Genomic DNA, 16262 nt, shown 5'->3' on the forward strand with positions numbered 1-16262 from the left:
GATTAATTGCCTTTAGGCCACTTAAGTTTACAAAAGTCATTTTGAGGAATAATCGTAAGTAATACATGCTGAAAGGCGGAACCAGTAATGAAGGAAGAACTTAAAATAACAGGCCACAGACCCTTTCAAATGCCAAAATCACCATGGATAATGGAACAAATATGGAATGATATCCTATTTTTACATTGGCCTGTACCAGCAGAAGCCATGGAAAAACATATTCCTTCCCAACTGAAATTAGACACTTATATTGGAACAGCCTGGATCGGAATTGTGCCTTTTTGGATCAGCAAAATGCGGGTGCGCGGTTTGCCGCCAATGCCTTTTATGAATTCAATGATTGAATTGAATGTAAGAACTTATGTAGAATACGAGGGAAGGAAAGGGGTTTACTTTTTCAGTCTGGATGCAAACAATCCTTTAGCCGTAACCGGTGCCAGAATGCTGTATTTTCTTCCTTATATGAATGCAGAAATGAATGTAACAAATGCAGAAGGAAAGGTGAATTATGAAAGCAGGCGGAAAAGTGGGAATACTGATAGAAATCATTTTTTTGCCTCCTATAACGCTTCATCCAACCCCTATAATTCAGAACCCGGTTCACTTGATGAATGGCTGACAGAACGTTATTGCTTATGGGTTACAAAAGGGAACAAGGTCTTTCGGGGCGATATCCACCATACGAAGTGGCAGCTCCATGAGGCATCTTGTCATATTCAGCATAATTCAATGGCATCCTTTTTGCCACGTGATTACTTTCAAGGGCAACCCATTTTACATTACTCTCCGAGAAAACATGCTTTTTTTTGGCCATTAAAACGGGTTACTTAAACTAAAGAGTAAGTAACCCGTTTTAGATTATTTATGTTTGTTATTAAAATTTCCCGCGAGCAATCTCTTTACTTCGTTATAAGAAAGCCCCGATTGGCTATTCAGCCTTTTTATTTCATCAATATCTGTACCGGCAATAGTTAGATTCTTCTTCCCATTTGTATTATTCACATTATTTCCTCCTAAAATATGAATGATTATTTTGCCCCCTTGTAAAAGTTTTTCTATAAAAAATGACTTTATTGTCCATACTAAGAAAAAAAGGGGGCGTTTCCTATTTTTTTCAATAAAAAAGGACAAGATGATAAGCCGGAAGTGGTGCTTATGGACACAGAGGTATATTCATGCAATAGCTGCAATGGTTGGATGAGAAAGGATTTTGCCTCTGCAGATTTAAAATGTCCATTATGCGGTGATGAAACAACAGTTGAAATGAGGGAATTGCCGCAAATTCAATAAAATACTTATAAATGAAAAAGACTGTTGTCACCCAGATAACAGTCTTTCTTATTGGGACTAGTAGTCTCCGTACAATTCTTGAAAGGCTTGTTCCGCATCTTTTTCAGAAGTAAACAGCGCATCGTCCTCTTCAATTAAATGGAATGATTCGTTAAGAAATAGAGCTACTGCGTTAGGATCTTTAGGATGAGGAACAATTTCGGCTGGGCGGACGTTTGCTACGATTGGAGTATGAGGATTATGATAAATGACAAAAACCTCATCGCCTGCTTTTACATTTCTTGGATCGATTGTTTCCATTCTTATTCACTCCTTCAATATAGATGGGACAAATTTATAGATTTTCGTTTTGCTGACCAATTTCTTTGGCGCCAATAATTGCATTTGCCGTTTCCTGCTGTTCGTGTCCATCAACTGAATCACCAACAGTATTTCTTAAATTGGGAAACTTTCCGTCCGTATCAACTGTGACCATTTCCTCTTTTGGCGCCTGTGTTAAATATTTTTCATCTTTTTCATTCATCATCAAAACTCCTTTGGACTCTTATATTTAATCCGTTGTCTTTTAAGTTTTCTCCCACCATTGAACCAATATGCAACCATATTAATCCTTGATTTAATGGGTATATTACTTTTATAAATTTTAAAATCAAGCAGAGGTGCCAAAATAGTGGACAACAATATGAATTTGATTAATGCAATTCAGAATGAAGCCTATTCATACATTGCATCATCTGATCTTGACCGAGTTATCGATGCTATCGGTGATGCAAAATTTGTTTTATTAGGCGAGGCTTCTCATGGGACATCTGAATTTTACACCGTCAGAACTGAGCTATCCAAAAAGCTCATCGAACAAAAAGGATTTAATTGTATTACAGTGGAAGGGGACTGGCCTTCATGTTTCAACGTTAACCGGTATGTTAAGGGTTATGAACAAATGAGTTCCCAAAGGGCTCTGGGGGATTTTAACAGATGGCCTACCTGGATGTGGGCAAACGAGGAAGTCAAGCTGCTTATAGAGTGGCTTCATGACTTTAATCATCGTACTGAACAGCAAAGTAAAATGGCCGGTTTTTATGGCATTGATGTGTACAGTTTGTGGGAGTCAATGGAAGAAATCATTAAACTCCTCGAAAAAAACGGGGCAACTGAGTTGGAGTCGGCGATAAATGCTTTTTCCTGCTTTGAGCCGTTTCACCGGACTCCAGAAAATTATGCCGTGTCTGCAGCTTTCTATGGGGAAGGCTGCGAAAAGGAAGTTGCTGAACTTCTTCTTAAAATAAAAAACAAATGGGATTCAGCAAGGGACCTAGAAGAAACCTCCCTAAACCTTTCGATAAATAGTCTTGTTACGGTTAATGCTGAAAACTATTACCGCGCAATGGTAAAAGGCGGTCCAGATGATTGGAATATTAGAGATCATCATATGGTAAGCGCTTTAGAGGAAATCTCCAACTATTACGGCCAAGAATCTAAGGTGATTGTCTGGGAGCACAATACCCATATTGGCGATGCAAGAGCTACGGATATGCAAGAAGAGGGTCTTGTTAATGTAGGCCAAATCCTCCGTGAAAAATATGGGGAAAACCAGGTTTATGCAATAGGCTTTGGTACACACTCCGGGACGGTTGTGGCAGCGGAAAAATGGGGCGAGGAGCTTCAGGTAATGGAAGTGCCGCCAGCACAAGAAGGCAGCTGGGAGGATGCCCTCCAAAAAGCAGGAAAAGGAAATAAAATATTGTTGTTTACAGATAATAATCGGGATCTTTTTAAAAACTTCATCGGCCACCGGGCTATCGGAGTAGTATACAATCCGGAATATGAACAGTATGGGAACTACGTATCTACACAGATTTCACGCCGGTATGATGGGTTTATTTATATCGAAAAGACAAGGGCTCTCAAACCGATTTTATCAACAGCCGGAATCACATAATTTATTCAGCTTGCTAAATCCAAAGCTGTGAAAACGTTCACAAAACAGACACCACTGAACCTGTATGAGAGCGGGTGAGAGTGGTAAAATAAAGATGTAAAGGAAATACAAAAACTCCTTAACATCTTAGGAGACTCAGCCATATAGTGTTCGTTCCGGCTGTCAGTGAACGAAAGCTAAAAAATCCTTTACTATGCTGAAAAAGGGAGGTAAATAACTTTAGTTAACAGGATGATCAAAGTAAAGACTACTGGAAGCTCACTATTAATTTGACACTCTGCTGATTGCAGCGGAAAATCAACTGTCAAGTTAAGCAAAGCAAAGCTAAGCATTAAAAAGGATGCATACTTTATTTCCACCAGATTTCATGTGAAACTTCTGTCTAATGCTCCTAATGGAATAGGGCTTACGCAGAACCGGATCATCTAACCTAAAGGCCTTTGGCTGGGAAATAATAAGTGAATCCTTATAAGAGAATAGTCTCTATCCAGGGAAGATAGTGAACGATTTCTCTTAAATTGCCAAAAGATTTCCTTTTGCACTCAAAAACCTGTTATTCTAAAGTTTAAAAACGACTTGACCAAACCTCTCCTAAAGGATGTTGTTTTCAGTAAGAATTGAGTCTCAAAAAAGTGTTTTTCCAAAACAAAGTTCAGTTAGCAGGAACTAATTAAACGGAACAAACACTCCATCAGCTGCCAGGTTATCAGCTCTCGAAAATGTGTTTAAATTAGCTGATGTGCATGGTTGGGTCCCCTAAGATGTTAACCTAAAAACCCCTCCGAATCGGAGAGGTTTTTCTTTTATTCATAGCTGTTTTCTAATTCATCGACTAAAGCACCTACATAGCTCACAGCTTTGCGGATTGCATCCGGCTTGGACATATCAATGCCTGCACTCCTTAAAAGTTCAAGCGGTTTTTTAGTTCCACCCGATTTAAGGACATCCAGCCACCGATCTACCGCAGGCTGGCCTTCTTCTTTAATGCTTTGTGCCATCGCTGTAGAAGCAGTTAGCCCTGCTGAATAAGTGTATGGATACAGTCCCATATAATAATGCGGCTGTCTCATCCATGTTAATGCTGCTTTTTCATCCAGTTCGACTGAATTTCCCCAGAAAGAGCTAAGGGTCTCATATTTTTGGTCTGATAGCGTTTTTGCAGTTAACGGCACACCGTGTTCCGCCAGATTATAAATCCTGCGCTGATATTCACCTTCCAGAAGGTGAGTAACGAAATTGTGATAGTAAGTTCCAAGGAGCTGGAGAATTACCCAGCGTTTCATTCTTTTATCTTCGGTTCCTTCCATTAAATGCTGTCCCAAAAGCAATTCATTGAGGGTTGAAGGCGCTTCAACAAAATAGGTGGAAGGGCGTGTATTCATGATGCGCTGATATTTATTGGCCAAATAGAAATGTCCCGCATGCCCAAGCTCGTGCGCCAGGACAAAAGCTCCCCGCATCGTATCTGTCCATGTAATCAAGATAAAGGGGTGAGAACCATACGGGCTCGAACAGAATGCGCCAGTTGATTTCCCGACATTATCTGCTAGGTCCACCCAGCGTTCCGTTAACCCTTTCTCCATGATTTCAGAGTACTCTGACCCCATGACTTTAAGTGCTTCCAAAATAACCTTTGATGCATCTTCATAGGTTGTTTCGGGATTGAAGTCTGGGTCTAAAGGTGCCTTTAAATCACAAAACAGCATTTTATCTAATCCTAAAACCTTTTTCTTCAGCTGAGCAAATCTGCGCATATGTGGTGCCAATTCTTTTTGGATTATATCAAGCTGGTTATGGTACATTTCCTCAGTTACATGCTGTGAATCCAACAGCATCTGTGTAACAGAGTTGTATTTTCTTAATTTTGATAAAGTAACTTGCTTCTTGACTTCAGCAGAATAAGCGGAAGCAAATGTATTCTTATAGTTTTCCAATGAATCAGTGAAGGAAGAATAGGCATTTCTTCGAATGGTTGTGTCGGGTGAAAATTCGTAGCGATCCTCATATAGGGCAAAAGAATTCGGAAGCTCGTTGCCTTCACTATCATTAAAAGAAGAAAAAGGCATGTCAGCCAGTTTTCCTGCCTGATAAACATTATATGGAGCTCCAAGAACCTCACCTAATGCTGCAATAGCTTCCTCTGTTTCCGGAGATAGCCTGTGTTCCTTTGTTTTCATCAAGTCTGAAAGCTGGCTTTTGTAAACCTCGAGTTCACTATCTTCTGCTATGTAATTTTCAACCGTACCATCTGGCAGGGACAATATTTCAGATTCAATAAAAGAAAGAGAAGATGCCGCTTTAGCTCTCAGGGAAGCTAGCTTAGAGGAATTCGCTTGATTATCAGGGTTCGTGCCATCCTCTGATTGGCGCAGCATAGCGTACGTACCCGCTTGGACAAGGCGGACAGAAAGTCTTTCCTGAGCGGAAAGGCAGTTTTTGAAAACTTGCGGCCCTGCGTGCAGCTTGCCTTTAAACTGTTCAAAAATAGCAAGGTCCTCTTCAATGCTATTCATTTCTTTCTGCCAATCTTCCTCTGAAGCAAATAAATCCTCTAATTTCCAGGTAAGGTCTTTAGGCACCTCGGAACGTTTTAATCTGGTAACAACTGTTTGAACCATATGGTTTCCCCTCCTATTTCGACACTCTAAATACTAAGAATATCAGATAATTATACAGGAAAAATTCATAATTTTATATATTTTTCTAACATTTGTTAGCAACTTCTGTAATATAACAGGTGGAAGAGAGGATTTTGAAATAGAAAATGTTAATTTATTTCTCGTTAGAATAGGATTTAGATCGAGCGATCATGATAACGATTTTCATAGAGTGAGGGACTTGAGCACTTTAGAGACTTCATGACTTCGATTCTCCTCAAAGAGAAAGGAACTTGGGCATCATAGAGCAGTCTTGACGACATCTTAGGCATATAGAGAGGAACATCTTCGCCATAGGGCTTTCATAACGACGGTCTTCTTCAAACAGAGAGGAACACCGTCGCCATAGGGCTTTCATGACGACGGTTTTCTTCAAACAGAGAGGAACATCGTCGCCATAGGGCTTTCATGACGACGGTCTTCTTCAAACAGAGGGGAATTTTGTCGCCATAGGGCTTCCATGACGACGGTTTTCTTCAAACAGAGTGGAACATCGTCGCCATAGGGCTTTCATGTAGACGGTTTTCTTCAAACAGAGAGGAACATCGTCGCCATAGGGCTTTCATGACGACATCTTTCTTCAAATAGAGAGGAACATCGTCGCCATAGGGCTTCCATGACGACGGTTTTCTTCAAACAGAGAGGATTATCGTCGTCATAGAGCAGTCATGACGACAGTTTTCTTCAAACAGAGAGGAACATCGTCGCCATAGGGCTTTCATGACGACGGTATTCTTCAAACAAAGAAGAACATCGTCGCCATAGGGCTTCCATGAAGACGGTTTTCTTCAAACAGAGAGGATTATCGTCGTCATAGAGCAGTCATGACGACAGTTTTCTTCAAACAGAGAGGATTATCATCGCCATAGAGCAGTCATGACGACAGTTTTCTTCAAACAGAGAGGATTATCGTCGCCATAGAGCAGTCATGACGACAGTTTTCTTCAAACAGAGAGGAACATCGTCGCCATAGAGCAGTCATGACGACAGTTTTCTTCAAACAGAGAGGAACATCGTCGCCATAGAGCTTTCATGAAGACGGTTTTCTTCAAAAAGAGTGGGACTGGGCGTCATAGAGCCTTCATGAGGTCGATTCTCCTTAATGGGAGAGATACTTGAGTCGCCCCATACCGGTCATGATGACGATTCTCGTTCCGAAAACGATAACCAGATCCATACTCTAAGAACATAAAAAAACGGAAGGACTTCTATCCTTCCGTTTTTTGTTCTATTCCATTTTCTTCGAAAGGCAGCGGTCACATTCCATCAAATAAGATTCAGCCTGTTCCTTGACTGTTTGACCGCACTCCGGGCATACCTTTTTAGGAAGGTTTCTGAAAAATTCAACTGGACTTTTAATCATGATTTTTCCTCCTTTTTATAATACAGTTTATTTTATTATCTTCTGTTGTAGTACAGTATATACTATTTATTTTCAATTGTGTAGTCTTTTGCCTAAATTTTTTTAAAATTTTATTTATTTATAAAAATGGAAAATGCTTATGGTTTTTTCCATATAGGACAAAGGGTATATAAAGCTATATTAATTAGAGAGCAGTGTGAGGTGTTTGCCGTGGAATTACAAGAGAGCCAGCAAAAAAAACGAGACCATAGAGATAAGCTGGGTAAGGAATCGATCCCTTGGCTAAGAAGGTACGCTCGCCTTGGCTATATGGCTAGGGGCTTTGTATATATGATCATAGGGATATTGGCTATGATGGCTGCAGCAGGAGCGGGAGGCAGCAAAACAGATACTGGTGGTGCACTGCGCTCAGTTGCTACTGTGCCATTTGGTGAGGCACTTTTGTGGGGCGTAGCCTTCAGTTTATCAGGCTATGTTCTTTGGAGGATTATTTTAATCATTAACGATCCCGAAAAAAAGGGGTTTGGAATAAAGGGTATCGCTTTAAAAATATCCTACCTTATAAGCGGCATCATTTATGCCAGCCTATCCTACGAGGCGTTCACAATCGCAAATCATGCATCAAGTGGCAGCAGCAATGAGAAGTCGCTTTCAGCAAAACTTCTTCAACAGCCTTTTGGGCACTGGCTGGCCGGGATTGCAGGCATAATTATTATCGGGTATGGATTTTATGAAATGTATAATGCATATAGTGGAAAGTATAAGGAGGAATTCAGAGAATGGAAGATGAGTAAAAAAGAAATCAAGCTTGCTGCAAAGGCAGGAAAAATAGGCCTTACATCCAGGGCAGTTGTTATGTTTATAATTGGGTACTTTGTTATCATTACAGCCATTACATCTGATCCCGATACTACAATTGGAATGGATGGAGCACTTGCCAAAATTTCAGCCCAGCCGTTCGGGCAGATTTTGCTGGGAGTGGTAGCCTTTGGACTTTTTCTGTATGGAGTATACCTGATTTTGAAGGGTCGATATCGAAAGATTAAATTAAATTAGGGCAAAATAGGAAGGGAACGAATAATCTGAGTTTAACAATCTTTATTTAATTTTCCTTTTACCTCTTCCATGGCTGTAAGGTTTCCATTACAATCATATTTGAAACTGTTAAGGTGAGGAGGCTGATAGCCCGTAATGACTGAGATTGTTGTATCATTTAATCCTATATTAATATTTGTAGCCGTTATTTTAACAATTATGGCTTCTTATACAGCATTAGATCTTTTTACTTTAATTAAATCCTCTGACAGAAATCAGAGATTTTTATTTTTGGGCGGGACTTTTTCGCTGGGGATAGGCATTTGGATCATGAATTTTATTGGAATGGTCGCCATCAACATAAACGCATCAGGCAATTATAATATTCCGCTTACGGTATTATCCATGGTTTTTGGGATTTCCTTTACAGGTATGGCTTTTAATACAGTGATCGACCGCCAGCCAAAAACAAGCTATCTTGTTACGGGAAGCTTCTTTTTAACAATGGCTGTTCTATCCATCCATGTTACAGGGATGTATGCCATGGGGATGAATGTCCAATTGGACCCTGTTGTTTTTTTCATTTCAACATTGCTAATATTCGTCTCATTTTTCTTTTCATTATGGATGCTTTTTTACTCAAAAAATCTTGCCTATTCCAAGCATGTCTGGATAAAACCATTAAGCGCTCTTATCATTACCGGAGCAATCGTGGAAGGATATTTTCTTCTTATACGCTCGTCTTCTTTTTATTCGAATGGAGGAATAGACAGAGGGGGAGCGGCACCAGAAACCTTTCTTATATACCTGGTATTTTTTGCAACCATCCTTATTCTGAGCGGCCTTATTGCTTCAAGTACATTAATCAGCAGACGCCTTGAAGCAAGTGATACCCATTTAAAGGATATTCAGGCTGCGCTTGATGAATCATCCATTGTAGCCATTACAGACCCTAAAGGAATCATCACTTATGTAAATGATAAATTTATTGAAATCTCGAAATACGAAGAAGCAGAACTGCTTGGAAAAAATCATAATATCCTAAACTCCGGATACCATCCCCCTGAATTTTTCCGTGAACTCTGGAAAACAATCGGTGCGGGGAAAATATGGCGCGGGGAAATTCGTAATAAAGCAAAGGACGGAAAATATTACTGGGTCGAGACCACAATCGTTCCGTTTCTTAATAAAAAGAACAAACCTTATCAATATGTTTCAATCCGGACAGATATTTCCGCTTTAAAATCTGCTGAGGCTAATCTTAAGGACTCTTTAAAGGAAGTCAATGACATAAGATTTGCTCTAGATCAATCTTCCATTATTGCTTTTACAGATGAAAAGGGCATCATTACAAATGTAAATGACAAGTTCTGCGAGATTTCCAAATACAGCAGAGAAGAATTGATTGGCCAAAATCACTCTATCTTAAATTCTGGACTTCATTCCAGGGAGTTTTTTAAGGACCTATGGAAAACAATTGGCCAGGGTGATGTGTGGAAAGGGGAAATAAGGAATAAAGCAAAGGATGGCACTTATTACTGGGTTCATACCACAATCGTTCCGTTTTTAAATGATAAGGGAAAACCTTATCAATACCTTGCTATCAGAAATGATATTACGGAACGGAAGAAAACGGAAGAAGTGCTGCACCGTCAGGATAAGCTTGCCGCAGTTGGACAGCTGGCAGCCGGAGTTGCCCATGAAATCCGAAATCCTTTGACATCCATGAAAGGATATACAGAGTTCCTTCAGCTGGATGAAACCAATGAAGAGCGTCAGGAGTTTTTAAATATCATTCTGGATGAAATTGAACGAGTTAATAATATTGTTGAAGACTTTATGGTATTGGCCAAACCAAAGGCCGTGGAACTGGAAGAAAAAAATATCATTCCAATTATTAAAAATGTTCTATCATTAGTTGAGTTTGAAGCACGTAAAAGAAGTGTGAAAATTCATTTTGAATCTGAGAAAGATATCATCCAAATCGAATGTGATGAAAACCGGCTGAAACAGGTATTCCTGAATTTTGTAAAGAATGGAATTGAAGCAATGCCGGACGGTGGATCTATTACTGTCCGGGCAAGTATTATAAACAACCAAGTTCAAATCTCCATACAAGATACAGGAGTAGGAATTCCTGAAGAAAAACTCAAAAATATCGGTGAACCTTTTTATACAACAAAGAAAAACGGAAATGGCCTAGGGCTTATGGTTAGCTTTAAGATTATTGAAAGCCATAACGGCAAGGTGTATATTGAAAGTGAATTAAATAAAGGAACGACATTTAATATTATATTGCCGGCAAAAACGGCTTAGCCAATCCAATTGGATTGGCTTTTTTTATTTAAATTCACTAAAAATTCTCAATTATATGGTCTATTTACTGGCGGCTGCATTTAGAATAAAAATAGAAGGTCGTTTCAAGGATTGCTGAATAGTTCGATCCAAATCGAGTGTCTTAGGTTATGGATGTGGATCTATTGGCAAAGCCGAAAAAGGGGGGATTTTATGGACACAGCCAAACCCATTAAAACAGTATGTGGTTATTGCGGTACTGGATGCGGACTTTTGGTTGAAGTTAAAGATAATCAGATTACTAAAATCAGGGGAGATAAAGACGCACCTGTAAACAAAGGACAAACTTGTGTAAAAGGAGCTTTTGCGTATAAGTATGTCCATTCAAATGCCCGGTTAACAACTCCGTTAATCCGCAGGGCCGGGCAGCTTGTCGAATCGACATGGGAGGAAGCATTATCTGTAATCGCAAAAAAACTTACTAAGATTAAATCCGATTGGGGTCCTGACGCCATTTCCATGTTTGCATGCGCCCGTTCAACCAACGAGTCCAACTACATCACCCAAAAATTCATGAGAGCAGTTATTGGCAGCAACAATATCGATGGCTGCAACCGAACATGACACGCTCCATCCGTCGCCGGTCTGGCGACTGTTTTTGGAAGCGGTTTTCCTACAAATACATTAGATGATTTTGATCAAGCAGAGGTTCTTCTGCTGATGGGCTCCAATACAACTGAAGCACACCCAATCATCGCCAACCGCATGAAAAAGGCTGTAAAAAACGGGCTTAAAATCATTGTGGCTGATCCAAGAAAAATTGATATGGTGAAATTTGCTCACCGTCATCTGCAAATTAATATCGGATCGGATATAGCACTCATCAACTCATTACTCCATACCATCATTAAAGAAGGGCTATTTGACGATGAATTTATTAAAGCCAATACCATCGATTTCGATTTATTAAAAAAGCAGGTAAGCCAATATACGCCGGAGAAAGCTGCTGAAATTACAGGTCTGACACCAGAAGAGATCATTGAAACTGCAAGAGAATATGCAAGTGCCGGCAATAGTATGATTGCCTATACATTAGGAATAACTGAGCATCATTGTGGAGTTAACAATGTTTTCGATATTGCAAATTTAGCTCTTCTAACCGGACATATCGGCAAAAGAGGCAATGGCATCATGCCGCTGAGAGGTCAAAATAATGTTCAGGGTGCAGGAGACATGGGATGCCTGCCTAATTTGCTCCCAGGTTCCAGGAGCCTTGCTGATGAATCATACCGCAGGAGATTTGAAAAAGAATGGGGAGCTTCGATAAATCCTCACGTAGGAAGCACCCAGACACGGACCTTTGAAAAGATGGAAAATGGTGAAATAAAGGGTCTCTATATTATAGGAGAAAACCCTTTGCTGGCAGATGTACATTTAAACCATACCCGCACATTATTCAATCAATTAGACTTGCTGGTTGTCCAGGATATTTTTCTTACCGAAACGGCTAAGCTTGCTGACGTTGTACTTCCTGCCAGATCATGGGCAGAGTCAGATGGAACTTATACCAATACAGACAGAAGAATCCAAAGAGCGAGAATTGCAGTAAAATCCGATCCTAATGTGAAGGAAGATTGGGAAATCCTTTGTGAGCTTTCCACGAAAATGGGATACCCTATGTCTTATGCAAGTAGCGAGGAAATATGGGATGAGGTCAGGAGGCTTGCAAAGGAGATGTACGGGGGCATTTCATACAGCAGGCTGGAGAATGAGTATGCCATCCATTATCCTTGCCCAGATGAAAACCACCCTGGCACACTTGTATTGCATCAGCATCTTCACGAAAACAAAGCTGATTCCAGAAAAGCGCCTTTTGTGCCGGTAGGCTATACTCCTCCCATTGAATTGCCGAATAAAGACTATCCTTTTACATTAACAACAGGCAGAAGATATGAAACCTATAATACGCATACCCAAACCCGCTTTTACGCTGAAGGGGTAAAAATTAAACAGCCTGAAGAAACATTGGATATTCACCCTGACGATGCAGCAGCACTTGGAATTAACAATGGAGATACAGTACATGTGTCTTCTAGAAGAGGGGCACTGGAGGTAAAAGTGAAAATAACTGAACAAGTTGTGCCTGGACTTGTTTTCATGAGCTTCCACTGGCACGAGGTACCAACCAATGTCCTGACAATAAATGAATACGATCCGATTTCCGGTACAGCCGAGTTTAAAGCTTGCGCAGTAAAAATCGTTCCTAAAGATAAACTAAATAGAGACGTTCACGCCGAGGAGGCTCCCGAATCATCCTCGGAAAGCGAGTGACTGGAGCAGAAATCAACAGGCCAACAGAGCCAATTAATAAAAAAGGCTATAAATCATGGGCTATTTTCAAAATAGCTCTTTTCTTTTGGAAAAATCCTGTTCCAATTTTAACCTCGACTGTAAACTCACTCCTATTTAGAGAAAATCTATTTTAAATTCTAGGTATTTCACTATTTAAGATTGAATTCCTTATATAACAGTGTTTATGCCATATTAGTGGTAAAAGAAAAAATTTATTCTTTAAATAGTCTGATATTTTGATACATTCCTGTTATATTCCTGTTATATCCGTAACGCGTTTATTATCTCTTTGTTCTTTTATACGAAAAAAACCATGTTATTATTAATCTCGTTAGCTCAAAACAAGCTATACAGGAGGTTTTAACAACATGAAAAAATCCATACTATCTTTTGTAGCCGCTGCTGCAATTACAGGAACAGCAGGCGCAAATGTACAAGCCGAAGAAGTAACAGTTAAAAAGGGAGATACTTTATGGGGATATTCCCAGCAATATAATACACCAGTTGACATGATCAAAGAATGGAACGGTTTATCTTCTCACATTATCCATCCAGAGGACAAACTAGAAGTATATCCGGAAAAGAAATACATAGTATCAAAAGGCGATACTTTATGGGATATTGCAAGAGAACATCATGTAACAGTAGATGCGATCATGGAATGGAACAACCTAAAATCTGACCTCATTTTTCCAAACGAGGAATTTACTCTTTATCCGAATGCTAAAGCAGTAGAAGCTGCTGCTGTTACGCCATCTAAAACAGCGGCACCTAAAGTTTTAAATGACAAGCCAGCTGAAATCAAGCCTGCACAGCCTGCTGCAGAGCAAAAACAGCCTGCTGAAAAACCTGCGCAGCAGGTTGAAGAAACAAAGCCGGCTGCTGAGTCAGCTAAGCCGACTGTAGAATCCAAGCCTGCGGCTGAAACAACCAAGCCTGCAATGGAATCCAAACCAGCTGCTGAAACTAAACCTGCGGCTGAATCGGAAGTCCCTGAACAATCAGCTGAAAGTGCAAAAGAGGAAACAGCTCAAAAAGTACTTACTATGGAGGCAACAGCCTACACAGCAAATTGTGAAGGCTGCTCAGGGATCACAGCTACAGGTATTAACTTAAAGGAAAATCCAAATCAAAAGGTAATCTCTGTTGACCCGAATGTTATTCCACTGGGAACAAAAGTTCATGTAGAAGGCTATGGAGAAGCAATTGCAGGGGATACTGGCGGTGCCATCAAAGGAAATAAGATAGATATCTTTATGCCTTCCAAAGAGGACGCCATCAATTTTGGCAGACAAACAGTTAAAGTTACGATTCTTGATTAATAGAATACAAGTAAGGAAGGCTCCTATATTGGCGCCTTCCTTTTCTTTACTTACTAACATTGTTTTTCTTTTCTTTTTCTTCCTGACTAATAAAAAAACTGTGTACTGGTTTTGCCAGCTGTTTAAAGCTTTTTTCAAACCGTTCGGAAAGGTGGGAAGCCCGTTCATAAACAATTGATTTTAGATTATCCAATTGTCTGGTTATTTTTTGGGTTATTGCTTCCTGCTGATCCAGACGTTCCATTACTGTGCTATGAAACATCTCCTGGACATCCAGCTTTTTAGATATCTCTTCTTTTATTTCCTCCTGGGTTTTAAACTTCGCTGAAGCTTCCTCTGAAAAGGCTTCGAACTTATCAAACTTTCTGGAAAGTGCCTGAGTAGCTGCATCCTGGCAGGATACTTGTTCAAGGATTTTCTGATGGACAGGACTTTCTTTTTCTAATGCTTCCAGGACTGCTTTGTTCATTTCTTCCAAGGAAGTCAGTCTCTCAAGCAGCAATTCATGTTCTTTGTCACGATGATTCATAACTTCAAGAAATCGTGTTATAAAATCATCCTGCTTTTCTAACTTGGATACCAGATTCTCAAAATGATGATTATGCCTGCCAGCAGCTTTTTTTACAAGCTTATTCATATCCGTAAAGGATTCTTCCAACTGGGTTTGCATATCTCCGTAACTCTCTGCCAAACGGTTATTAATTGATTGCTGCTCTTTTATTACCTCTTGCAGATAATTTAGCCGGTAAGTATTTTGATTTGAAGCTTTATCCGATTGACCTAGAAAAAGCTTCGGACTTCCCTCTTGATTTACAGAAAAGGACATAGAAACACTCCTCATTTTCACGGTCTTTCCTATATGCTATGTCTGGAAGCATTGAATTGGATGGGCTATTCCCCATGAAAGGGCTAATTAATCAGTTTAATGGGTCCTTTTAGCATATAACGGTTTTCACTAGGAAACTTTAAATGGATGAGGAGGGAAGTTATGCTGAAAAAGGATAAGCTAAAGAACGAGCCTACTATTGCACCAGGGATAGACGATGAAGAAGAACTGAACCAAATGGCCTCGGAAGAAGAAGTAGAGAAGGGAGAATATACATCCGTTACTACTTTATCACTTGATGAGGCCGATCCAAGCTGACCCTTGATGTTTCAGGGGTCTTTTTTATTCGGCCTGCAGAAAGCGATCTTATTGTACGGAAATCAACAGTAAAATTTAACAGACTTAAATAAAGTTATATAAAAAAAACAAAAAAGTTTCGACATTCGTAATAAAACTGTTGCAAAAACTCAAAAAAATAGTTAAATTAGTAATTGTCAGTCAATTACCAATGTCGAATTTGTCTGGCTACATAGGGAGTCAACCAAAACTACCTCTAAAACAAAAAGAAGGAGAGGACAAAAAATGAAGAAATTATTATTTTTACTTTCAGCAGCATTGCTGACGGTCGTTTTAGGAGCATGTTCAAACGAAGAAGCTTCTAAAGGGGAAGAAAACAAGGAGGAAGCTGCAGCTGCCGAAACAGAAACTGCTGATGAGTCCAAAGAAGTACGCTCAGCTCTGCTTAGCTACCAAGGGGAAGTGACGAAGGTAATTCGTAACACAGAAGCAAGCATTACGGCAGAAGATCAGGATGCAGCAGAAGTAGCAGCGGCATTTGAGAAGGAAGCAAAAGCAATATCTGTGCCAGAAGAGTTAAGTGATCATGCACAAGATATCGAAGCTTCGGTTGACAGCTTATCTAAATACTATGCTAAAAAGGCTGAACTATTAAAAGCCGGTTCAGAAGACATGGCGGAAGCCGAGCCATTAAAAGAGGAATACATCAATACAATGACGAAAGTTTTCGAAGATGTCGAGCTCTCTGCTCCAGCCTTCAACAGCGTTTTCCAATAAAAGCAAAAAGGATGGTACCCAAAAGTCTTGGGGCCATCCTTTTTTTGTTTTTCTGTTTTCGCAAACTTTGTTGCTATTTAAACTGAGCTTTAATAGTACACTGATGCCT

The 16262-nt window shown here is 39.8% G+C and carries 15 protein-coding genes; 9 read left to right on the plus strand and 6 right to left on the minus strand.

The window, feature by feature from the left end:
- Positions 1 to 87: 87 nt before the first annotated feature.
- Positions 88 to 831: a YqjF family protein gene (locus J7I93_RS14965; protein ID WP_214726667.1), complete on the plus strand. Its 744-nt coding sequence runs from the start codon at positions 88 to 90 to the stop codon at positions 829 to 831.
- 27 nt (positions 832 to 858) lie between these two features.
- Here the strand turns inward: J7I93_RS14965 and J7I93_RS14970 are convergent, their stop codons facing one another.
- Positions 859 to 1002 carry a hypothetical protein gene (locus tag J7I93_RS14970; protein WP_214726668.1) on the minus strand — a complete coding sequence of 48 codons (144 nt, stop codon included), beginning with the start codon at positions 1000 to 1002 and terminating at the stop codon, positions 859 to 861.
- A gap of 105 nt (positions 1003 to 1107) precedes the next feature.
- Here J7I93_RS14970 and J7I93_RS14975 point away from each other — a divergent pair, with 105 nt between their 5' ends.
- The gene (locus J7I93_RS14975; RefSeq protein WP_214726794.1) at positions 1108 to 1290 is read left to right on the plus strand and encodes a cold-inducible protein YdjO-related protein; all 183 of its coding nucleotides are present in this window, start codon (positions 1108 to 1110) and stop codon (positions 1288 to 1290) included.
- 57 nt (positions 1291 to 1347) lie between these two features.
- Here J7I93_RS14975 and J7I93_RS14980 read toward each other — a convergent pair whose 3' ends face one another.
- Positions 1348 to 1590, minus strand: a complete 243-nt coding sequence (locus tag J7I93_RS14980) for a transcriptional regulator SplA domain-containing protein (protein ID WP_214726669.1) — start codon at positions 1588 to 1590, stop codon at positions 1348 to 1350.
- A 34-nt stretch (positions 1591 to 1624) separates the two neighbouring features.
- The gene (locus J7I93_RS14985; RefSeq protein WP_214726795.1) at positions 1625 to 1813 is read right to left on the minus strand and encodes a hypothetical protein; all 189 of its coding nucleotides are present in this window, start codon (positions 1811 to 1813) and stop codon (positions 1625 to 1627) included.
- 159 nt (positions 1814 to 1972) lie between these two features.
- Between J7I93_RS14985 and J7I93_RS14990 the strand changes: the two genes are divergently transcribed.
- On the plus strand, positions 1973 to 3229 hold the full coding sequence (locus J7I93_RS14990) for an erythromycin esterase family protein (RefSeq protein WP_214726796.1): 1257 nt from the start codon (positions 1973 to 1975) through the stop codon (positions 3227 to 3229).
- A gap of 803 nt (positions 3230 to 4032) precedes the next feature.
- On the opposite strand, the gene pepF is transcribed toward J7I93_RS14990, so the two are convergent.
- Together pepF and yhfH are read right to left on the minus strand one after the other, a co-directional pair.
- Complete coding sequence (gene pepF, locus J7I93_RS14995) at positions 4033 to 5847, minus strand: oligoendopeptidase F (protein WP_214726670.1); 1815 nt, start codon at positions 5845 to 5847, stop codon at positions 4033 to 4035.
- Positions 5848 to 7114: 1267 nt separating this feature from the next.
- Complete coding sequence (gene yhfH / locus J7I93_RS15000) at positions 7115 to 7249, minus strand: protein YhfH (protein ID WP_110066586.1); 135 nt, start codon at positions 7247 to 7249, stop codon at positions 7115 to 7117.
- Positions 7250 to 7459: 210 nt separating this feature from the next.
- Between yhfH and J7I93_RS15005 the strand changes: the two genes are divergently transcribed.
- The 4 genes from J7I93_RS15005 (at position 7460) to J7I93_RS15025 (ending at position 14253) form a co-directional block, all read left to right on the plus strand.
- Positions 7460 to 8305 carry a DUF1206 domain-containing protein gene (locus tag J7I93_RS15005; RefSeq protein ID WP_214987983.1) on the plus strand — a complete coding sequence of 282 codons (846 nt, stop codon included), beginning with the start codon at positions 7460 to 7462 and terminating at the stop codon, positions 8303 to 8305.
- A 135-nt stretch (positions 8306 to 8440) separates the two neighbouring features.
- Positions 8441 to 10600: a PAS domain S-box protein gene (locus J7I93_RS15010; protein ID WP_214726672.1), complete on the plus strand. Its 2160-nt coding sequence runs from the start codon at positions 8441 to 8443 to the stop codon at positions 10598 to 10600.
- Positions 10601 to 10792: 192 nt separating this feature from the next.
- The gene (gene fdhF / locus J7I93_RS25200) at positions 10793 to 12910 is read left to right on the plus strand and encodes a formate dehydrogenase subunit alpha (protein ID WP_353050274.1); all 2118 of its coding nucleotides are present in this window, start codon (positions 10793 to 10795) and stop codon (positions 12908 to 12910) included.
- Between the two features lie 389 nt (positions 12911 to 13299).
- Positions 13300 to 14253 carry a LysM peptidoglycan-binding domain-containing protein gene (locus J7I93_RS15025; protein ID WP_214726674.1) on the plus strand — a complete coding sequence of 318 codons (954 nt, stop codon included), beginning with the start codon at positions 13300 to 13302 and terminating at the stop codon, positions 14251 to 14253.
- Between the two features lie 46 nt (positions 14254 to 14299).
- Here the strand turns inward: J7I93_RS15025 and J7I93_RS15030 are convergent, their stop codons facing one another.
- Complete coding sequence (locus J7I93_RS15030) at positions 14300 to 15079, minus strand: hypothetical protein (RefSeq protein ID WP_214726675.1); 780 nt, start codon at positions 15077 to 15079, stop codon at positions 14300 to 14302.
- A gap of 162 nt (positions 15080 to 15241) precedes the next feature.
- Here J7I93_RS15030 and J7I93_RS15035 point away from each other — a divergent pair, with 162 nt between their 5' ends.
- Entirely contained in the window at positions 15242 to 15397 is a 156-nt protein-coding gene (locus J7I93_RS15035; RefSeq protein ID WP_214726676.1) for a hypothetical protein, read from the plus strand.
- 264 nt (positions 15398 to 15661) lie between these two features.
- Positions 15662 to 16153 carry a hypothetical protein gene (locus J7I93_RS15040; RefSeq protein WP_214726677.1) on the plus strand — a complete coding sequence of 164 codons (492 nt, stop codon included), beginning with the start codon at positions 15662 to 15664 and terminating at the stop codon, positions 16151 to 16153.
- Positions 16154 to 16262: the final 109 nt, after the last annotated feature.

The sequence above is a fragment of the Bacillus sp. ISL-47 genome, assembly GCF_018613175.1.
Lineage (GTDB): Bacteria > Bacillota > Bacilli > Bacillales > Cytobacillaceae > Cytobacillus.

Excerpts from the sequence above, each read along its gene's own strand:
- pepF (WP_214726670.1), bottom strand. The coding sequence starts at position 5,847 with ATGGTTCAAACAGTTGTTACCAGATTAAAACGTTCCGAGGTGCCTAAA.
- yhfH (WP_110066586.1), bottom strand. The coding sequence starts at position 7,249 with ATGATTAAAAGTCCAGTTGAATTTTTCAGAAACCTTCCTAAAAAGGTA.
- J7I93_RS15025 (WP_214726674.1), top strand. The coding sequence starts at position 13,300 with ATGAAAAAATCCATACTATCTTTTGTAGCCGCTGCTGCAATTACAGGA.
- J7I93_RS14990 (WP_214726796.1), top strand. The coding sequence starts at position 1,973 with ATGAATTTGATTAATGCAATTCAGAATGAAGCCTATTCATACATTGCA.
- J7I93_RS14965 (WP_214726667.1), top strand. The coding sequence starts at position 88 with ATGAAGGAAGAACTTAAAATAACAGGCCACAGACCCTTTCAAATGCCA.
- J7I93_RS15030 (WP_214726675.1), bottom strand. The coding sequence starts at position 15,079 with ATGTCCTTTTCTGTAAATCAAGAGGGAAGTCCGAAGCTTTTTCTAGGT.
- J7I93_RS14985 (WP_214726795.1), bottom strand. The coding sequence starts at position 1,813 with ATGAATGAAAAAGATGAAAAATATTTAACACAGGCGCCAAAAGAGGAA.
- J7I93_RS15035 (WP_214726676.1), top strand. The coding sequence starts at position 15,242 with ATGCTGAAAAAGGATAAGCTAAAGAACGAGCCTACTATTGCACCAGGG.
- J7I93_RS15010 (WP_214726672.1), top strand. The coding sequence starts at position 8,441 with ATGACTGAGATTGTTGTATCATTTAATCCTATATTAATATTTGTAGCC.
- J7I93_RS14980 (WP_214726669.1), bottom strand. The coding sequence starts at position 1,590 with ATGGAAACAATCGATCCAAGAAATGTAAAAGCAGGCGATGAGGTTTTT.
- J7I93_RS15040 (WP_214726677.1), top strand. The coding sequence starts at position 15,662 with ATGAAGAAATTATTATTTTTACTTTCAGCAGCATTGCTGACGGTCGTT.